Raw genomic sequence first — 18,006 nt, 5'->3', positions numbered from 1 at the left:
TAAACTGCCACACGTCGCATGTCCCCGTCAACCTGGACCATCTCCGAGCTCGCCCGCGAGTTCGACGTCACGCCCCGCACGATCCGCTTCTACGAAGACCAGGGGATCGTCAGCCCGGCGCGCGAGGGCCGCAACCGCATCTTCGGACCGCGCGACCGCACGCGCCTGAAACTGGCCCTGCGCGGCAAACGGCTGGGCCTGCAACTGTCCGAGATCCTGACGCTGATCGACATGTATGACGGACCCGGCGACACCGAGGTGCAGTTGCGCCAGTATCTGTCCGTGCTGGAACAGCATCGCGTCACGCTCGAGCAGCAGCGTCGCGACATCGACGATACCCTTCAGGAAATCAGCGAGCAGGAACGCCAGTGCCGCGTCCTGTTGGCGCAGAAGCCGTAGTCCGCATGGCTGTTTTTCAAACCATCGGGCTTTTCGTCCTGACTGCCCTGGCCGAGATCATCGGCTGCTATCTGCCTTATCTGTGGTTGCGCAAGGGCCACTCCATCTGGCTGCTCGCGCCCGCCGCGCTGAGCCTGGCGCTGTTCGCGTGGCTGCTGACGCTTCACCCGACGGCGTCCGGCCGCGTCTATGCCGCGTACGGCGGCGTGTATATTGGCATGGCGCTGCTGTGGCTGTGGGCGGTGGACGGCGTGCGGCCCAGCGCGAGCGACTGGATCGGCGTGGGCCTGTGCCTGTCCGGCATGCTGGTGATCATGTTCGGGCCGCGCGGGACCTGATCCGGCCGGCTGGACAAGCAAAGAAAAAGCGCGCGTTCCCGTAAAGGGCCGCGCGCTTCGCATTGGTGCTGGTCTTTGACGCAGGCTGCGCCTCGGCGCATTTTCACGCGGCGGATCGACCGCCGCCGCGCTGAAGTGCCATTACAAACCGCCGATCATTCCGCCTTGATATTGCTTTCCTTGATGATGCGGGCGTTGTTCGTGAACTCGGCCTGCACCTGCTTGGCAAACGCCTCACCCGATGCCGTACCCGGCTGCAGGAACGACTTGGCCAGCAGTTCCTGGAACTCGGCGCTGGCCACGGCCTTGGTCAACGCGGCCTGCAACGGCTGCGCCACGGTGGGCGGCAGATTCGCCGGCGCGAAGATGCCGAAGTTCGAGTAGTACTGCGCCTGCGGCAGCTTCAGCTCGGCCATCGTCGGCACGTCGGGCCACGCGGCCAGACGTTGCGGCGCCATCACCGCCAGCGGCTTGAGCGCGCCGTTGGCCACGTGCGGCAGCACCACGTCGCTGTTGACCACCAGCAGTTCCACCACGCCGCCCAGGCCGTCGGTCAGCGCCTGGCTGTTGCCGCGGTAGGGCACGTGCAGCATCTTGGTGCCGGTCTGCGCGGTGACCGCCGCCATGCCGATATGCGCGACCGTGCCCTGGCCCGGCGTGCCATAACGCACGCCTTCGGGATGCGACTTGGCGTATTCCACCAGCCCCGCAAAATCCTTCACCGGCAACGCCTTGGTCGCCACGATGGCGACCGGCGCCACGGCCACGCTAGCCACCGGCGTCAGGTCCTTCATCGGGTCGTAATTGGTCTTGGCCAGATGCGGAAAGATCGTCAGCGGGCTGGTCGAGGCCAGCAGCAATGTGGTGCCGTCCGGCTGCGCGCGCGCCACGTAGTCCGTGCCCACCGAGGCGCCCGCGCCCGGCTTGTTCTCAACGATGACCGTAATGTTGGCTTCCTTGCGCAGCGCGTCGCCCAACCGGCGCGCGATCGCATCGGCGCTGCCGCCGGCCGTGTAGGGCACGACCACGGTAACGGGCTTGGCCGGCCAGCTCTGCGCCATCGCGCCGCTTGCCATGATTGCCAGGGCCGCCCCCGCGGCCTTGATGAACAACGTCTTCTTTTTCATATCGTCCTGGTGATTTGCGTAGCACTGCGTGGGTGAAACAGACTGCGGTAAAGCACATCAGGCGAGGTAGCGTTGCGCCAGGCGAACCCAGTACGACGCCCCCGCCGGAATCAAGGAATCATTGAAGTCATAGCTGGCGTTGTGCAGCATGCACGGACCCAGGCCGTGGCCCGCCATGCGATGCTCGCCGTCGCCATTGCCCAGGAACACGTAGCACCCCGGCTTTTCCTGCAGCAGGAACGCAAAGTCTTCCGACGCCATGGCAGGTTCGATGGTCAGCGCGCGGTCCTCGCCCACGAGCTCGCGCATCACGCCCATGCAGAATTCGGTCTCGGCCACGGTGTTGACCAGCGCCGGGTAGCGGCGCTCGAAGTACACCTCCGCCTCGCAGCCATGCGCCGCGGCAATGCTGGGTGCGATCTCCTGCATGCGCCGCTCGATCAGGTCCACCACGTCGGTGCTGTACGCGCGCACCGACCCGCCCAGCCATGCGGTATTGGGAATCACGTTGATGACGCTGCCGCCCGCCTGAACCTGCGTGATCGACAGCACCGCCGCATCCAGCGGACGCTTGCTGCGCGTCAGGATCGTCTGCAGCGACTGGCCGATGGCAAAGAGTGCCGGCACCGGGTCATTGCAGTCCTGCGGCGCGGCGGCGTGACCGCCCTTGCCCTTGACCGTGATCTTGAAGCCGTTGGCCGCCGCCATCATGGGACCGGCACAGACGCCGAACGCACCGGCCGGCAAGCCCGGCCAGTTGTGCATGCCAAACACGGCCTCGCACGGAAAGCGCGTAAACAGGCCATCCTGGATCATCGCGCGGCCGCCCGCGCCGCCTTCCTCGGCCGGCTGAAAGCACAGGTACACCGTGCCGTCGAAGCCGCCCGCCGTCTGCAAATGCTGCGCCGCAGCCAGCAGCATCGCGGTGTGGCCGTCGTGGCCGCAGCCGTGCATCTTGCCGTCGTGGCGCGAGCGATGCTCGAACTGGTTTTCTTCCTGCATGGGCAGCGCGTCCATGTCGGCGCGCAGCATGATGGCCCGGTCCGATGCGCCCCGTTTGATAACACCCACCACGCCCGTCTTGGCGATGCCGGTATGCGTTTCGATGCCCCAGCCGCGCAGCGTATCGGCCACCACCTTGGCCGTGCGGTGCTCTTCGTAGCAAAGCTCCGGGTGCATATGAATGTCACGGCGCAACGCCACGATGTCGTCCAGATTGGAAAGTTCGAGCACAGCTGACTCCGTCGGATATTTCAGGATTAAAGGGTCATATCAAGTATTGCCCATCGTTCCTGTCGCAGCAGTGCGCCACGCGCTAGGGATAACCCTCATCCAATTTACGTTTACGTAAACGTAATATTTGCATTGCATCATTGCGCAGCGCCGGATGAACGGCGCATCATGGATCACCCCGCGACGGCGGCCAAGACACGCCCGCGCAGGTTCATGAATGTAAGCACCTACTATCACGGAGACACTGATGAATCTTCCCGGCCTGAACTTCGACCTGGGCGAAGACCTGGACATGCTGCGCGACGCCGTCCGCAATTTCGCGCAGGCCGAGATCGCGCCGCGCGCCGCGGAAGTCGATCGCAGCGACCAGTTCCCCATGGACCTGTGGCGCAAATTCGGTGACCTCGGCGTGCTGGGCATGACCGCCGACGAGGAATACGGCGGCGCCAACATGGGCTATCTGGCCCACATGGTCGTCATGGAAGAAATCTCCCGCGCCAGCGCCTCCATCGGCCTGTCGTACGGCGCGCACTCCAACCTGTGCGTGAACCAGATCAACCGCAACGGCACCGCCGCCCAGAAGGCCAAGTATCTGCCCAAGCTGATCTCCGGCGAACACGTCGGCGCGCTGGCCATGAGCGAGCCGGGCGCCGGCTCCGACGTCGTCAGCATGAAGCTGCGCGCGGAAAAGAAGGGCGACCGCTACGTGCTGAACGGCACCAAGATGTGGATCACCAACGGCCCGGACGCCGACACGCTCGTCGTCTACGCCAAGACCGATCCCAAAGCCCACCAGCGCGGCATCACCGCCTTCCTGGTCGAAAAGGGTTTCAAGGGCTTTTCCGTGGCGCAGAAGCTGGACAAGCTGGGCATGCGCGGCAGCCACACCGGCGAGCTGGTGTTCCAGGACTGCGAGATCCCCGAAGAAAACGTGCTGGGCCAAGTCAACGGCGGCGTAAAGGTGCTGATGAGCGGCCTGGACTACGAACGCGCCGTGCTGTCCGGCGGACCGCTGGGCATCATGCAGGCCGTGATGGACGTGGTGGTGCCCTACATCCACGACCGCAAGCAGTTCGGCCAGGCCATCGGCGAATTCCAGCTCATCCAGGGCAAGGTCGCGGACCTGTACACGACGCTGCAGGCCAGCCGCGCCTTCTGCTATCAGGTCGGCAAGAACCTGGACAAACTGGGGTCCGACCACGTGCGCCAGGTGCGCAAGGACTGCGCCGCGCTCATCCTGTACACCGCCGAAAAGGCCACGTGGATGGCGGGCGAGGGCGTGCAGATCCTGGGCGGCAACGGCTACATCAACGAATACCCGGTCGGCCGCCTGTGGCGCGACGCCAAGCTGTACGAAATTGGCGCCGGCACCAGCGAAATCCGCCGCATGCTGATCGGCCGCGAACTCTTCAACGAAACCGCCTGACGCCTTATCCACAGCCCGCGCCATGATCCGCACGTCCGACATCCAGCACATCGAGCAGGCTCCCGCCCCGGGGCCGTCTCCGCTGGAGGTCGCGCGCCTGATCCTGGCCGGCTTTGACCGGCACTACGCGCTGTTCCGTTACAGCGCACAGCGTGCCAAGGCGCTGTTTGAATCCGGCGACTGGCACGGCATCCAGCATCTGTCGCGCGAACGCATCGAGTACTACGACATGCGTGTGCGCGAATGCGCCACGCAACTGGAAGGCGTGCTGCGCGGGCGGCCCGAGGGTGCCGTGGGGGGAAACGGTACGAGCAACGGCACCGGCAATGGCGCCGCCGCCCCGTCCCTGACCGACTCGCAGACCGCGTACTGGCAGCAGATCAAGCAGGAATTCGTCGGCCTCCTGGGCGAACACCGCCAGCCCGAATGCGCCGAGACCTTCTTCAACTCGGTCTCGTGCCGGCTGCTGCACCGCGATTACTTCCACAACGATTTCCTGTTCGTACGCCCGGCAGTCGCCACCGACTATCTGGACAGCAGCGTGCCGTCCTACCGCGTGTACTACCCGGCGACCGACGGCCTGGAAAAAAGCCTGATCCGCATGGTGGCCGACTTTGGCCTGGCGCTGCCTTTTGAAGACCTGCCGCGCGACACGCGATTGCTGGCGCGCGCCGCCGTGTCCAAGCTTCGCGCGGTCCTGCCGCGCCACGTCGGCCGGCGCATCGCCACCGACTGCCAGCTCCACGCACTGGGATCGCTGTTCTTTCGCAACAAGGGCGCCTACATCGTCGGCCGCCTGATCAACCAGACCACCGTCTACCCCTTTGCCATCGCGCTGACGCGCAATCCGGCGGGGCAGGTGACGCTGGACGCGCTGCTGCTGGGCGCGGACGACCTGAGCACGCTGTTCAGCTTTACCCGCGCGTATTTCCTGGTCGACATGGAAACGCCCGCTGCGGTGGTGAATTTTCTGTCAAGCCTGTTGCCGCGCAAGCCCAAGGCCGAGCTCTACACCATGATCGGCCTGCAAAAGCAGGGCAAGACGCTGTTCTACCGCGACTTCCTGCACCACCTGGCCCACTCGCGCGACGCCTTCGACATCGCCCCCGGCATCAAGGGCATGGTGATGTGCGTGTTCACGCTGCCGTCCTATCCGTACGTGTTCAAGCTCATCAAGGACCGCATCGACAAGGACGGCATGGATCACGCCACCGTGCGGCGCAAGTACCAGATGGTCAAGCTGCACGACCGCGTGGGCCGCATGGCCGACACCTGGGAATATTCACAGGTGGCCCTGCCGCGCGCCCGCTTTGCGCCCGCGCTGCTCACCGAACTGCGGCGTCTGGTGCCTAGTCTTATCGAGGAAACCGGCGACACCGTCGTCATCCGCCACGTCTACATCGAACGCCGGATGACGCCGCTGAACCTGTATCTGCAGCAGGCGCCGGACGCGCTGCTGGACCACGCCGTGCGCGAATATGGGGACGCCATCCGGCAGCTGGCCGCGGCCAACATCTTCCCCGGCGACATGCTGTACAAGAATTTCGGCGTCACGCGCCTGGGCCGCGTCGTCTTTTATGACTACGACGAAATCCAGCGCATGACCGAGATGAACTTCCGGCGCATTCCGCCGGCCCCGAATGAAGAAGCGGAGATGGCGTCCGAACCCTGGTACGCCATCGGCCCGAACGACGTCTTCCCCGAGGAATTCAGCCGCTTCCTGCTGGGCGACGCGCGCGTGCGCGGCGCCTTCATGCGTCACCATGCCGACCTCCTGGAACCGGACTGGTGGCAGGCCTGCCGCGCCCATGTGGCGCAAGGCCGGATCGAAGAATTTTTCCCTTACGATAAGGACAGACGCCTGCGCGCAGACCGCCCTTCAAACGGCAACGCGGTGTTGTAACTCAATCGCTGTCCCGACCCTCACAGGAGCAAGTCATGTCAGATCCCATCGTCATCGTTTCCGTCGCCCGCACGCCCATGGGCGGCATGCTGGGCAACTTGTCCGGCTTGGCCGCGCACGAGCTGGGCTCGGTCGCCATCAAGGCCGCCGTCGAACGCGCCGGCATCAAGCCCGAGCAGGTCGACGAAGTCATCATGGGCAACGTGCTGCAAGCCGGCCAAGGCCAGGCGCCCGCTCGCCAGGCCGCGCTGGGCGCCGGCCTACCGCTGGGCGTGGCGTGCACCACCATTCACAAAGTCTGCGGCTCGGGCCTGAAGGCCGCGATGTTCGGCCATGACCTGCTGGCCTCGGGCAGCGCCGAAATCGTCGTCGCCGGCGGCCAGGAAAGCATGAGCAACGCGCCGTACCTGCTGCTCAAGGGCCGCCAGGGCTACCGCTACGGCCACAACACCGTGTACGACCACATGGCGCTGGATGGCCTGGAAGACGCGTACGACAAGGGCAAGGCCATGGGCGTCTTCGCCGAAGACTGCGCCGCCAAGTACTCGTTCACGCGCGAACAGCAGGATGCGTTCTCGCTGGAATCGCTGCGCCGCGCGCGCGCCGCTTCGGAAGACGGCAGCTTCAAGTGGGAAATCGCGCCCGTCACCGTGGCCGGCCGCAAGGGCGACACCGTGATCGACACCGACGAAGCCCCCACCAAGGCCATGCCGGAAAAGATCCCGACGCTCAAGCCCGCGTTCAAGAAGGACGGCACCGTCACCGCCGCGAACTCGTCGTCGATCTCCGACGGCGCCGCCGCCATGGTGCTGATGCGCGCGTCCACCGCCGAAAAGCTCGGCGTCAAACCGCTGGCCCGCATCGTCGCGCACTCGCAGCACTCGCAGGAACCCAACTGGTTCACCACCGCCCCCGTCGGCGCGCTGAAGAATCTGTTCAACAAGACCGGCTGGAAGGCCGAGGACGTGGACCTGTACGAGATCAACGAAGCCTTCGCGGTGGTCGCCATGGCCGCCATGACCGACTTCAAGCTCTCGCCTGAAAAGGTCAACATCCACGGCGGCGCCACCGCGCTGGGCCACCCGATCGGCGCCTCCGGCGCACGCCTGGTGGCCACCCTGATCGGCGCGCTGCGCAAGACCGGCGGCAAGCGTGGTGTGGCCACGCTGTGCATCGGCGGCGGCGAAGCCGTCGCGATGGCCATCGAAATGGTCTAAGCCGTTGCCGTTTGAGACACGGGCTTCGGCCTGTGTCTCAAGCAGGATTTCGCTGCGCCTTTCTGGCATTGCAACCACCGCGACGGGTCGGTCGCGGGCCATGCAGGAAAGGCGCAACGAAATCCTGATTTACCAAATCGACAAGAATGCCCGGCCCACCGGGCAGCGAGACAACCCGCTCTTATCGAGCGCCTTCAAATTCCAATCAAGCAGGACGGGTGGTACCCCATGCCCATCATCGAATCCCGCATCAATCCGCGGTCGCAGGACTACATCGACAACGCCAGCGCCATGCAGGCGCAACTGGACGATCTGAACCAGCAACTGGCGCAGACGGCCTTGGGCGGCAGCGAATCCGCCCGCGCCAAGCACACCGCGCGCGGCAAGCTTCTGCCGCGCGACCGCGTCGAAAACCTGATCGATCCGGGCACCCCGTTCCTGGAACTGTCACCCATGGCGGCGCACGGCATGTATGACGGCGACGCGCCCGGCGCGGGCGTCATCACCGGCATCGGCCGCGTATCCGGCACCGAGTGCGTCATCGTCTGCAACGACGCCACGGTCAAGGGCGGCACCTACTATCCGATGACCGTCAAAAAGCACTTGCGCGCGCAGGAGATCGCCGCGCAGAACAACCTGCCGTGCGTGTATCTGGTGGACTCTGGAGGCGCCAACCTGCCGCAGCAGGACGAAGTCTTTCCCGATCGCGACCACTTCGGCCGCATCTTCTACAACCAGGCGCAGATGTCGGCGCAAGGCATCGCGCAGATCGCCGTGGTGATGGGCTCTTGCACCGCCGGCGGCGCCTATGTGCCCGCCATGAGCGACGAGTCCATCATCGTCCGTAACCAGGGCACCATCTTTCTGGGCGGCCCGCCGCTGGTCAAGGCAGCCACCGGCGAAGAAGTCAGCGCCGAAGACCTGGGCGGCGGCGACGTGCACACGCGCCTGTCCGGCGTGGTCGACCACCTGGCCGCCAACGACATGCACGCGCTGCAACTGGCGCGCAACGCGGTTGCGCGCCTGAACCGCAAAAGGCCCCAGCCGCTGGCCACCATCCCTGTGCGCGAGCCGCGCTTCGATCCCAGCGAACTGAACGGCATCATTCCCGCCGACACTCGCAAGCCTTACGACGTGCGCGAAGTCATCGCGCGCATCGTCGACGGCTCCGAGTTCGACGAGTTCAAGGCGCGCTTCGGTCCCACGCTGGTCACCGGCTTTGCACACATCCACGGCATGCCCGTCGGCATCGTCGCCAACAACGGCATCCTGTTCTCCGAGTCCGCGCAGAAGGGCGCGCACTTCATCGAACTGTGCGCGCAGCGCAAGATCCCGCTCGTGTTCCTGCAGAACATCACCGGCTTCATGGTCGGCCGCAAATACGAAAACGAAGGCATCGCGCGCCACGGCGCCAAGATGGTGACGGCCGTGGCCACCGCCAACGTGCCCAAGTTCACCGTCCTGATCGGCGGCTCGTTCGGCGCGGGCAACTACGGCATGTGCGGCCGCGCGTATTCGCCGCGCATGCTCTTCATGTGGCCCAACGCCCGCATCTCGGTCATGGGCGGCGAGCAGGCGGCAAGCGTGCTGGCGACGGTGAAGCGCGACGGCATCGAAGCGCGCGGCGGGCAATGGTCGGCGGATGAAGAGACGGCGTTCAAGGCCCCGATCCGCGAACAGTATGAGCGCGAAGGCCATCCGTATTACGCCACCGCAAGGTTGTGGGACGACGGCATCATCGCCCCCGCCGACACGCGCCGCGTGTTGGGTCTGGCGTTGTCTGCGGCGCTGAACGCGCCTATTGAAGACACGAAGTTCGGTGTCTTCCGGATGTGAATGGGACCCACCCCCTACGCGCTTCGCGCGCCCCCTCAAGGAGGCGGCACTGGCGGACCGGCGGAGCCGGATCCGCGGTGCCCCCGATAGGGCCGGTGCAGGCGGGGAACGGTTGTTAGAAATTTAGCGGCAGTGCCCTCGCCGCACCGCTGTCAACAAACAAACTCAGCTTGGATAACGCAATGTTCGATACTGTGCTGATTGCCAACCGCGGCGAAATCGCCTGCCGCGTCGCCGCCACCGCTCGCCGCATGGGCCTGCGCACCGTCGCCGTCTATTCCGACGCGGACGCCAACTCGCGCCACGTCGCCGCCTGCGACCAGGCCGTCTACATCGGCGGCTCCGAGCCGCGCGCCAGCTACCTGCGCGCCGACGCCATCCTGCAGGCCGCGCGCGACACCGGCGCCGGCGCTATCCATCCCGGCTACGGCTTCCTGTCCGAGAACGAAGCCTTCGCCCAGGCCGCGCAAGACGCCGGCATCGCCTTCGTCGGCCCACCCGCATCCGCCATCGCCGCGATGGGCAGCAAGTCCGCCGCCAAGACCCTCATGGAAAAAGCCGGCGTGCCGCTCGTGCCCGGCTACCACGGCGACAACCAGGACCCGCAGTTCCTCAAATCGCAGGCCGACGCCATCGGCTATCCCGTGCTCATCAAGGCCAGCGCGGGCGGCGGCGGCAAGGGCATGCGCATCGTCGAATCGTCCGGCGCGTTCCTCGACGCACTGGCCTCGTGCCAGCGCGAAGCCGCGTCCAGCTTTGGCGACGACCGCGTGCTGATCGAACGCTACCTGCAGAAGCCGCGCCACATCGAAATCCAGGTCTTCGCCGACACGCACGGCAACTGCGTGTACCTCTTCGAGCGCGACTGCTCCGTGCAGCGCCGCCACCAGAAGGTCATCGAAGAAGCCCCCGCCCCCGGCATGACCGAAGAACGCCGCCGCGCCATGGGCGAAGCTGCGGTCTCCGCCGCGCGCGCCGTCGGCTACGTTGGCGCCGGCACCGTCGAGTTCATCGCCGAGCCCGACGGCCGCTTCTACTTCATGGAAATGAACACGCGTCTGCAGGTCGAGCACCCGGTCACCGAAATGATCACCGGCCACGACCTCGTCGAATGGCAACTGCGCGTCGCCGCCGGCCAGCCGCTGCCCGCGCGCCAGGAAGACCTGCGCATCAACGGCCACGCCATCGAAGCCCGCATCTACGCCGAGAACCCCGAGAAGGGCTTTCTGCCGTCCATCGGCACGCTCGCCTACCTGGGCCTGCCGCCGCACACCGCGTTTGCTAACGGCGACATCCGCGTCGACGGCGGCGTGCGCATGGGCGACACCATCACCCCGTTCTACGACCCGATGATCGCCAAACTCATCGTGCACGGCGCCGACCGCGATCAGGCCCGCGCCCGCATGCTGCAAGCGCTGGCGCAGACGCAGGCTGTCGGTGTGCAGACCAACGTCGCCTTCCTGGCGCGGCTGATGAAGGACAGCGCCTTTGCGGCTGCCGATCTGGATACCGGCCTTATCGAGCGCCAACGCGCCACGTTGCTGCCTGACCCGAAGCCCGCCGACGCCGACGCACAGGCCCTTGCCACCGCGGCCGTGTTGGTTCGCCAAGGACTGGCTCAACCGGGCGCGCAAGGCGCGGGCAAAGGCCCAACCGACCCGTGGGACGCGCGCGACGGCTGGCGCTTAGGCGGCCAGTATCGGCGTCAACTGCAATGGACCGACAACGGCGAAACCCGTCACGTCACCGTGGCCCGACAGGGCGGTGCGTGGACGCTGGATACCGGCGACGGCGCGCGGCCGTTCTTGTGGCGCTCGCATGCCAGCGCCAATCCCAACCTGGCCTACGGCCTGCGCATCACCCTGCAAGGCCATGAAAGCGCCGGCACCGTCGTCCTGCACGGCGACCGCGCCTACGTCTTCCGCGAGGACGGCTCGCACGTCCTGGAGCTATATGACGCGTTGACGCACTCGCAGGACACGCAGGGCGACCACGGCGCGGGACTGGCCGCGCCCATGCCCGGCAAGATCATCTCGATCTCGGTCAAGGCGGGCGACAAGGTCGAAAAGGGCCAGCCGCTGCTGGTGATGGAAGCGATGAAGATGGAACACACCATTTCTGCCACCGCCGACGGGACGGTGGGGGAAGTGTTCTATGGGGTGGGGGATCAGGTGACGGAAGGCGCCGAACTCGTCTCGATCGAGTAACGGCGGTTTGCGCTCGCCTGACGGCTTCCGGCGGTTGCGCCGGGAGCCGTTTTGTTTTTGGGGCCCGCCGTGGTTTAGCTGTCCGTCAGCGCCCCTCGCCTAGAATCGGCGCTTCCCCCCGCGCCACGCCCACCATGTCCGCCGCCGACACGCCCAGTCCGCTTTCCCGTCCGCCGTTCCTGCATTTCCTCTGCGGCCGTGTCGCTGCATCGCTGGCGTTCCAGATCGTCTCCGTCGCCGTGGGCTGGCAGATCTACGCGCTCTCCGGCAGCGCGCTCGACCTGGGCCTCATCGGCCTTGCCCAGTTTCTCCCGATGGCTGCGCTAACGCTCGTCGTGGGCCACGTCGCCGACCGCTACGACCGCCGCAAGATCGTCGCCATCTGCATGGCCCTAGAAGCGCTGGCCACGCTGGTCCTCGCCATTGCGGCGCTGCACGGCGTCGGCGGCAAGACGCTCATCTACGCCACCATCATCATCATGAGCTCGGCCCGCGCCTTCGAAGCGCCAACCCTGTCCACGCTGATCCCCGCTGTCGTCCCCCGCGAATGGCTGCCGCGCGCCACCGCGCTGTCCTCATCCGGCGGCCAGATCGCGCAGATCGCCGGCCCCGCGCTCGGCGGCGTTGGCTACAGCCTCGGAGCAGGGTGGATCTACTGCGTCGCCGCTGCGTTGTATATGACGGCCTTCATCGCCATCGCCACGCTCGCCATCGAACGCGCGCCTCCACGTGAAGAACCCACCACGTGGCACACGCTGTTTGGCGGCATTACGTTCATCTTCCAGCGCCGCTTGCTGCTGGGCACGTTGTCGCTGGATCTCTTTGCGGTGCTGCTGGGCGGGGCGACGGCGTTGCTGCCGATCTTTGCGAAGGACATTCTCAATGCAGGTCCGTGGGCGCTTGGTGCTTTGCGAGCGGCGCCTGCGTGCGGTGCGGCGCTGATGTCGTTGACGCTGGCGCGATTGAGCCTCGGTGAAAACGTCGGCCGGCTGCTATTCGGCTCGCTGATCGTGTTCGGCCTGGCGACCACGGTGTTCGGTCTGTCCACCTCGATTCCGCTTTCGATCGCCGCGCTGGTCGTGCTGGGCGCAGCGGACGCGGTCAGCGTTGTCGTGCGGTCATCGCTAGTGCAGTTGAATACGCCCGATCACATGCTGGGGCGAGTTAGCGCGGTGAACACCTTGTTTGTCGGTGCGTCGAACCAGTTTGGGGAATTTGAGTCCGGGCTCACCGCCCAGTTGTTTGGTGCGGTCCCCGCCGTGGTGATCGGCGGGGTGGGGACGATTGCGGTCGCTGCACTTTGGATGCGGTGGTTCCCGGAGCTGAGGCGGCTTCGGACGTTGAATGGGAATGAGGTGGCGCAGGGCCGAGGATTGCGTCGGGAAAAGCCAACGCGCCAGTCAAACGCAGGTGTCTGACACCCTGTGGAGACGCTCATCAATCTGTAGCGGCGTCTCAACGGGTGTCAGACACCGGAGCAAGCCACCGACCCTACAGCCAAAATCTTGTTGCCTGCTGGCGCGGAACTAGGCCGTAACCAAGACCACCGGCCTTGGTCAGCCGGCTTAGGCCTTGCACCGAAACCCTACTTCCTCATCTCAAACCGATTCGCCGCCCCAGCCGCCGGATCGAAGTAATACTTAGGCTCCCGATAGACCAGCTCCTTCAACGCGGCATCCAGCTTAGGCAGCTTAAAACTCGCAGCAGAAGGCGCCTCCCGAAAATCCTCAATGCTGGCGGGCAGACGCTCCAGCGTCATCGACTCCAGCAAACACACCCATTCCCGCGCCAAGACCCCGCACGAATCCTTGACCATGACCGGTTGGTCGTCCGGCAGCTTGAATCCATCCATCAGCACCACGTCGCCCGCCTTCAGCGTGATCGTGGCCAACGGCGTGAAGAGCAGCTCGGTGTCAACGCCCGCAACCGGCACCATCTCCGCCGTGCGTTCGTGGAATGCGCGTTTGGCGTCCTCGACCCAGCGATACTCCCGCGCGGCCTCATTGCAGCCTTCCCCGAAGCGCAACATGACCTGGCAGCCTTCGCCCAGCCCATCCTCGCCGGGTGCAAGCGGCGTCCAGGGTCCTGTCTTCTTGAAGTCGACATCCGCCGTCTCCGTCAGCGTTGCCATGCCCAGATCTTTCTGAAAATCCATCGACTTGGCGCGCGCGTCCGTGTCCGGCAAGGCCGTACGCGGCTGGTGATAGGTAATGCGGTTGAGCCGGTATTCGCCGGGCCAGACCGGAATCACCTGATACGTCAACCCGCCGCGCGTCGTCTGAAACATCGGCCCGAGGTCGGCGGCATCGAACTTGTGCTTACCTTGCCCCACCGTCATCGCGTATCCCTTTTCGGTCACATGCTGCCAATGCAAAAGCGTGCTGCTCTGGCGCGTGAATTGGTCCCGCGTGGCGGCATCATCAAAATCGCGCTGCGGCTGCGCATCGAAATTGACGGTCGGCATCACCACCAGCGCCATGTCCTCGCGGGCTTGATCCAGCAGCTTGTCGGTGTTCGCGCGATGTCGCTCCCTCAGGGCTGCGGCCTCGGCGTCCAGCGCGCGATCCGTTGGCGACTGTGCCAACGCAGCGAGCGGGGCGAACAGGGCAGACATGCATACAAGGGCAACCACGCGGCGAAACAGGGTCATCGGTCTTCGTTCCTCTGTGATTTCGGGTGTTGAACAAACGGGCGCCTGCCACCATCGGGCTGAATCCTGCCAGCGCGAAATCGGGCGAGACGGCCAGGGCATCATATCGCGGCAAGTGTCGGGGAATGCGCCAAGCCGCATCGCGCTATGGGCCGCGCCGCACACGCGCCCGTGCCCGTGCCCGTGCCGCCGCACAGAGTAGACTGGCAGCCTCTCTCAACATTCCGAGTCCCCCTTCATGCTCGTTAAAGCCCTACGTGTCGGCCTGGGTCAAATCATTGTCCTGGGCGACGCACTGACCCGTCCGCGTCCGCAGAAGCGCTCGCCGCAAGGCCAGGCCGCCGTCAACGCCGACGCGGCCGAGCTCTCGCTGTATCAATTCCAAGCCTGCCCCTTCTGCGTGAAGACGCGCCGCGCCATGCATCGGCTCAACGTGCCGGTTGCATTGAAGGATGCCAAGCACGACCCCGACGCGCGCGCCGCGTTGCAGGCGGGCGGCGGCAAGGTGAAGGTGCCTTGCTTGCGCATCGAAGACGCCGAGGGCACGCGCTGGATGTACGAGTCCAACGACATCATCGCTTACCTGGAAAAGCGGTTTGCCCACGTTGCCTGATCGCACATAAAGCAACGGCCCGCCAAAAAATCCGGCAGGCCGCTTTCAGGCGTATAAAGAACGCACCAGGAACTTCCCCGCAGCGTCAGCATCCTTCATCACCGCTTTTGGGGTGGTTTTGCGCATACTCCGGGATCGTGCTTGACCAATAGACCTTCTCCGCAGAAGGCTTAACAGAATTCGCCCTCTGCCTGCTGCTCGGGTGGACAAGATAATTTGGGTATGGCTCGGGTGCTGATGAATAAACGCGTTCTACACCCCCGTGCGCGACTCGACGTCCATATCCGCCGGCCACTCCACCTTCGGCGCTAGACGCAGGGCTAAGTGGTAGGGCGGCACATCGTTGTTCCAATCACGAGGCGGGTTTGGATACTTGGGTAACGCCTCCGGTCCACGGTTCATGAACGCACGCGCCATTGCCCACATGTGTTCGCCGTTGGCGTTGCTGCCGGCTAGTTGGAAGCGGTCAATGACGTGATTGGTGCCCGGCGCCACCACAGCGATATCCACGCCCCACGCGAAAATCGGCACACCGCTGGGGGTCGGCGCCTTGCGACTCCAGGCTTCGGCTCGGAGGTCCTTCCAGTCGAATGCCTCCGGGCGAACACCCCAACCCTTTCGACAGATCGGTCCGCCGCTGTGAAATCGGTACACGTAAACTTTGCCTCGCTTGCGGTTGAAACGAATGGGCTCGTCTCGAGGGGCGGCTATACCTGTGCGTAACATGCCTATTCCCAGGACGAAACTGACCATTATTGCTCCCAATAAAAAGACATAAGCCAATGGATTTGATTTAAATGCATATGCTCCGTCTGCAAGCTCAAGCAACAACATTACGAGCATTAGAAACGCGATCGTGAGAATAAAGATGCCACAAGCGCAAACCACCGTTCGATTCAATATTTTGGCGGTATGCAACTCAAGGTAGATTTCGTCCACGTAATTTGGTGCGACGCCGATTGGATGAAAAATATGATCCGGTGGTGCCCATGGAAGCGGAAGATCAGCTTTCCATCCAGCAGTCGGAATGTCCAAGAGAGCTTTCGGAGACGTTGTCATTTGGCCTCCGAAACGTCCACGATTGCGATCATCTCTGAGTCGTGAATGTTTGGTAGGTACTCTAGAACGATTCGTGCCTCATCGATATCGTGACTAACTTTGAGTTCGATCGAGCCTTCCACAATAAGGAAGGTTTCCTTTCCTTCCTCTACTGCAGTAACCGTGCGCTCGCGGCTAGTCGGCGCATTACTTTCAGGCACATAAACCAGCCGCTGTAGCGGGATGCTATGTTCACTTGCCTTGGGATCACCGAGTGGGTGCATACCGGACGCCATAATCTGCTCGCCGGAATACCGCTTTACGATAAGTCGCCACTTAAAGGCTACGCGGGAGACATCGTAGCGAGGCATGACTATTTGATATTGCAATTGCGGTATAACCGCCGGCCCTCCCTCCGCCCCACCCATGGCGGCAGCCTTCCCTTCGTAGTGGACGGCTCGCACTATAGAACCAAACACCACCTGCGCATCGACCCCAAGAACCGCCGCATTCAATGCGGAAACTGCCGAATTCGCGTCGTCAAACTTATCACTCTCCGATAGTCCAAAGTGACTACGATACGCCCATCGTTCTAAGGGAGACGACTCAGCCTCCCCACCAAGCTGCAGAAAGACAAACGCACTAATTCCAGCAAGAATTGCCCACCCGACAGGCCCAAGCACCCAGGTGGCACTCAATATTGTCGTCGAGGCGGAATAGAGGGCGTACACCGCAAAGCCCGCGCTTGTGACGGATAATCCTGCAGCACCGAAGTACCAAGATCTTGCTGATTTACCGCCAGCATCACCGGCACGACCAGCTGCAGCTAAAGCCGCAACAGCGTCAACAGCCCCAGACACCGCGCCAAGTATTCCCCCAAAGCGCGCCAGTGCTTTACCAGCGTCCGCGAGCTGACTGATGGCACCGACACTCGACGCATGCGCGCGGAGAACTTTCCTCGCTTGCTCAGCGCTGGCCCTCATCGTCATTCCCGCCACCTCAATACTTCCCCCCAACACCCCGATCGAGGCCGAGTACACCGCCAGCACGGCTTCCTCGTGTTTGGCTCCGAAAGTGGCATCCACGGCTTCAACCGATTTGCGCAAACCCTGCGATAGTAGGTACGTGCCGCCAACGGCAATCAGCAATTCAGCGCTCCCGACCGTTCCGCGGGCGATGGATGCAGCACTGCGCGCGCCCCTCAATCCGGACCGCGCGAGCTCGGCAGCCCGCGACGCGCTGAGCTGAAGACCGGCTAACGCCTTGCGTGCCCCCGGCTCCAGCGTGCCAGCGAGCACCTTGAGTTCGCTTAGCGCTTCTCCGGCCCGGCGCGTAGCCTCTCCCATAACCTTCCCCGTTTGCTGGGTAACATCCTTGACGACGTCGCCGAAGCGCTTTCGCAAGTCATTGGCGTTGCCTTCGACCCAGAACACGACTTCGACCATCTGTTCCGCGAGTTTCGGATCGCTCAGTGCCAGACTTAGGACGCCCGCTGTCAGCACCGAACGCACTTGCTTGTGCGCCTTACCGGTCGCTTTTTCAATGGCCGCCGAAAGCCTGTTTCGGTCTTCCCCGATCTGCTTGCACATTAATGTGTAAAACTCGCCCAGCTTCATCTGAACAGCGACCTGGGTCAGGTACGTACGCGAGTACAGCAAGAGCGATGCGCTGTTCACGCGCGTGGCGACGTTGCGCACGCCGGCATCAACCTTCAGTTCCAGTCGGCTCACCGCACTGTTGTAAGCCGCCAGCACACTGGCGATCGCGTCCTGGACGTTAGGCCAGATGAGTTTTTCACCCAGGTCGCTACTGTTAATGATCTTGGTGACCGGGGCGTAGAGCTTCCCGAAGTCGTCCCAATCCAGTTCGCCCTGATTGCTGAACGTGGGAACCAGGCTTTGCATCAGGTTTTTGTCGAGCGCGAGCAAGGTCTTGAACACGATGCTCCGACCATCCTTGATCCAAACTTCCCAAGCGCGCGCCGACGGCCCGGTGACCGGTTGAATGTTGCCCTCGGAA

The 18,006-nt window shown here is 64.2% G+C and carries 14 protein-coding genes; 9 read left to right on the top strand and 5 right to left on the bottom strand.

Translation table 11 applies throughout. From position 1 onward, the window contains the following. Window positions 1-18 precede the first annotated feature (18 nt). Entirely contained in the window at window positions 19-399 is a 381-nt protein-coding gene (locus B2W22_RS13825; RefSeq protein ID WP_175123956.1) for a MerR family transcriptional regulator, read from the top strand. 5 nt (window positions 400-404) lie between these two features. Continuing rightward, window positions 405-737, top strand: a complete 333-nt coding sequence (locus B2W22_RS13820) for a YnfA family protein (RefSeq protein ID WP_286938169.1) — start codon at window positions 405-407, stop codon at window positions 735-737. Between the two features lie 155 nt (window positions 738-892). Here the strand turns inward: B2W22_RS13820 and B2W22_RS13815 are convergent, their stop codons facing one another. Next, on the bottom strand, window positions 893-1,864 hold the full coding sequence (locus tag B2W22_RS13815; RefSeq protein WP_286938167.1) for a Bug family tripartite tricarboxylate transporter substrate binding protein: 972 nt from the start codon (window positions 1,862-1,864) through the stop codon (window positions 893-895). A 57-nt stretch (window positions 1,865-1,921) separates the two neighbouring features. Then, window positions 1,922-3,097: a M20 aminoacylase family protein gene (locus tag B2W22_RS13810; protein ID WP_286938165.1), complete on the bottom strand. Its 1,176-nt coding sequence runs from the start codon at window positions 3,095-3,097 to the stop codon at window positions 1,922-1,924. 247 nt (window positions 3,098-3,344) lie between these two features. Between B2W22_RS13810 and B2W22_RS13805 the strand changes: the two genes are divergently transcribed. The 6 genes from B2W22_RS13805 (at window position 3,345) to B2W22_RS13780 (ending at window position 13,104) form a co-directional block, all read left to right on the top strand. Next, the gene (locus B2W22_RS13805; protein WP_286938163.1) at window positions 3,345-4,523 is read left to right on the top strand and encodes an isovaleryl-CoA dehydrogenase; all 1,179 of its coding nucleotides are present in this window, start codon (window positions 3,345-3,347) and stop codon (window positions 4,521-4,523) included. A gap of 22 nt (window positions 4,524-4,545) precedes the next feature. Next, entirely contained in the window at window positions 4,546-6,426 is a 1,881-nt protein-coding gene (gene aceK, locus B2W22_RS13800) for a bifunctional isocitrate dehydrogenase kinase/phosphatase (protein ID WP_286938161.1), read from the top strand. 35 nt (window positions 6,427-6,461) lie between these two features. After that, window positions 6,462-7,643, top strand: coding sequence for an acetyl-CoA C-acetyltransferase (locus B2W22_RS13795; protein ID WP_175137022.1), 1,182 nt, complete (start codon window positions 6,462-6,464; stop codon window positions 7,641-7,643). 228 nt (window positions 7,644-7,871) lie between these two features. Beyond that, window positions 7,872-9,479 (top strand): carboxyl transferase domain-containing protein, encoded by a 1,608-nt coding sequence (locus tag B2W22_RS13790; RefSeq protein WP_286938160.1) that lies wholly within the window; start codon window positions 7,872-7,874, stop codon window positions 9,477-9,479. Between the two features lie 182 nt (window positions 9,480-9,661). Continuing rightward, window positions 9,662-11,686, top strand: a complete 2,025-nt coding sequence (locus tag B2W22_RS13785) for an acetyl/propionyl/methylcrotonyl-CoA carboxylase subunit alpha (protein WP_286938158.1) — start codon at window positions 9,662-9,664, stop codon at window positions 11,684-11,686. A gap of 134 nt (window positions 11,687-11,820) precedes the next feature. Next, complete coding sequence (locus B2W22_RS13780) at window positions 11,821-13,104, top strand: MFS transporter (RefSeq protein ID WP_286938155.1); 1,284 nt, start codon at window positions 11,821-11,823, stop codon at window positions 13,102-13,104. A gap of 167 nt (window positions 13,105-13,271) precedes the next feature. Here B2W22_RS13780 and B2W22_RS13775 read toward each other — a convergent pair whose 3' ends face one another. Further along, window positions 13,272-14,336, bottom strand: coding sequence for a hypothetical protein (locus tag B2W22_RS13775; RefSeq protein ID WP_286938154.1), 1,065 nt, complete (start codon window positions 14,334-14,336; stop codon window positions 13,272-13,274). Between the two features lie 238 nt (window positions 14,337-14,574). Between B2W22_RS13775 and B2W22_RS13770 the strand changes: the two genes are divergently transcribed. Beyond that, the gene (locus tag B2W22_RS13770; protein WP_175123965.1) at window positions 14,575-14,949 is read left to right on the top strand and encodes a glutaredoxin family protein; all 375 of its coding nucleotides are present in this window, start codon (window positions 14,575-14,577) and stop codon (window positions 14,947-14,949) included. A 252-nt stretch (window positions 14,950-15,201) separates the two neighbouring features. On the opposite strand, the gene B2W22_RS13765 is transcribed toward B2W22_RS13770, so the two are convergent. Together B2W22_RS13765 and B2W22_RS13760 are read right to left on the bottom strand one after the other, a co-directional pair. Next, window positions 15,202-15,984 carry a DUF6708 domain-containing protein gene (locus tag B2W22_RS13765; protein ID WP_286938153.1) on the bottom strand — a complete coding sequence of 261 codons (783 nt, stop codon included), beginning with the start codon at window positions 15,982-15,984 and terminating at the stop codon, window positions 15,202-15,204. Between the two features lie 20 nt (window positions 15,985-16,004). After that, the coding region (locus B2W22_RS13760; RefSeq protein ID WP_286938151.1) for a hypothetical protein at window positions 16,005-18,006 on the bottom strand (2,002 nt) is incomplete at its 5' end.

Origin of the sequence: Achromobacter sp. UBA4530, assembly GCF_002388205.1 — a bacterium.
In the GTDB taxonomy this organism is placed as follows: Bacteria; Pseudomonadota; Gammaproteobacteria; order Burkholderiales; family Burkholderiaceae_B; genus Achromobacter; species Achromobacter animicus.
Note: the sequence above shows the minus strand (reverse complement) of the source record. Positions and strands in the feature narration are given on the sequence as shown.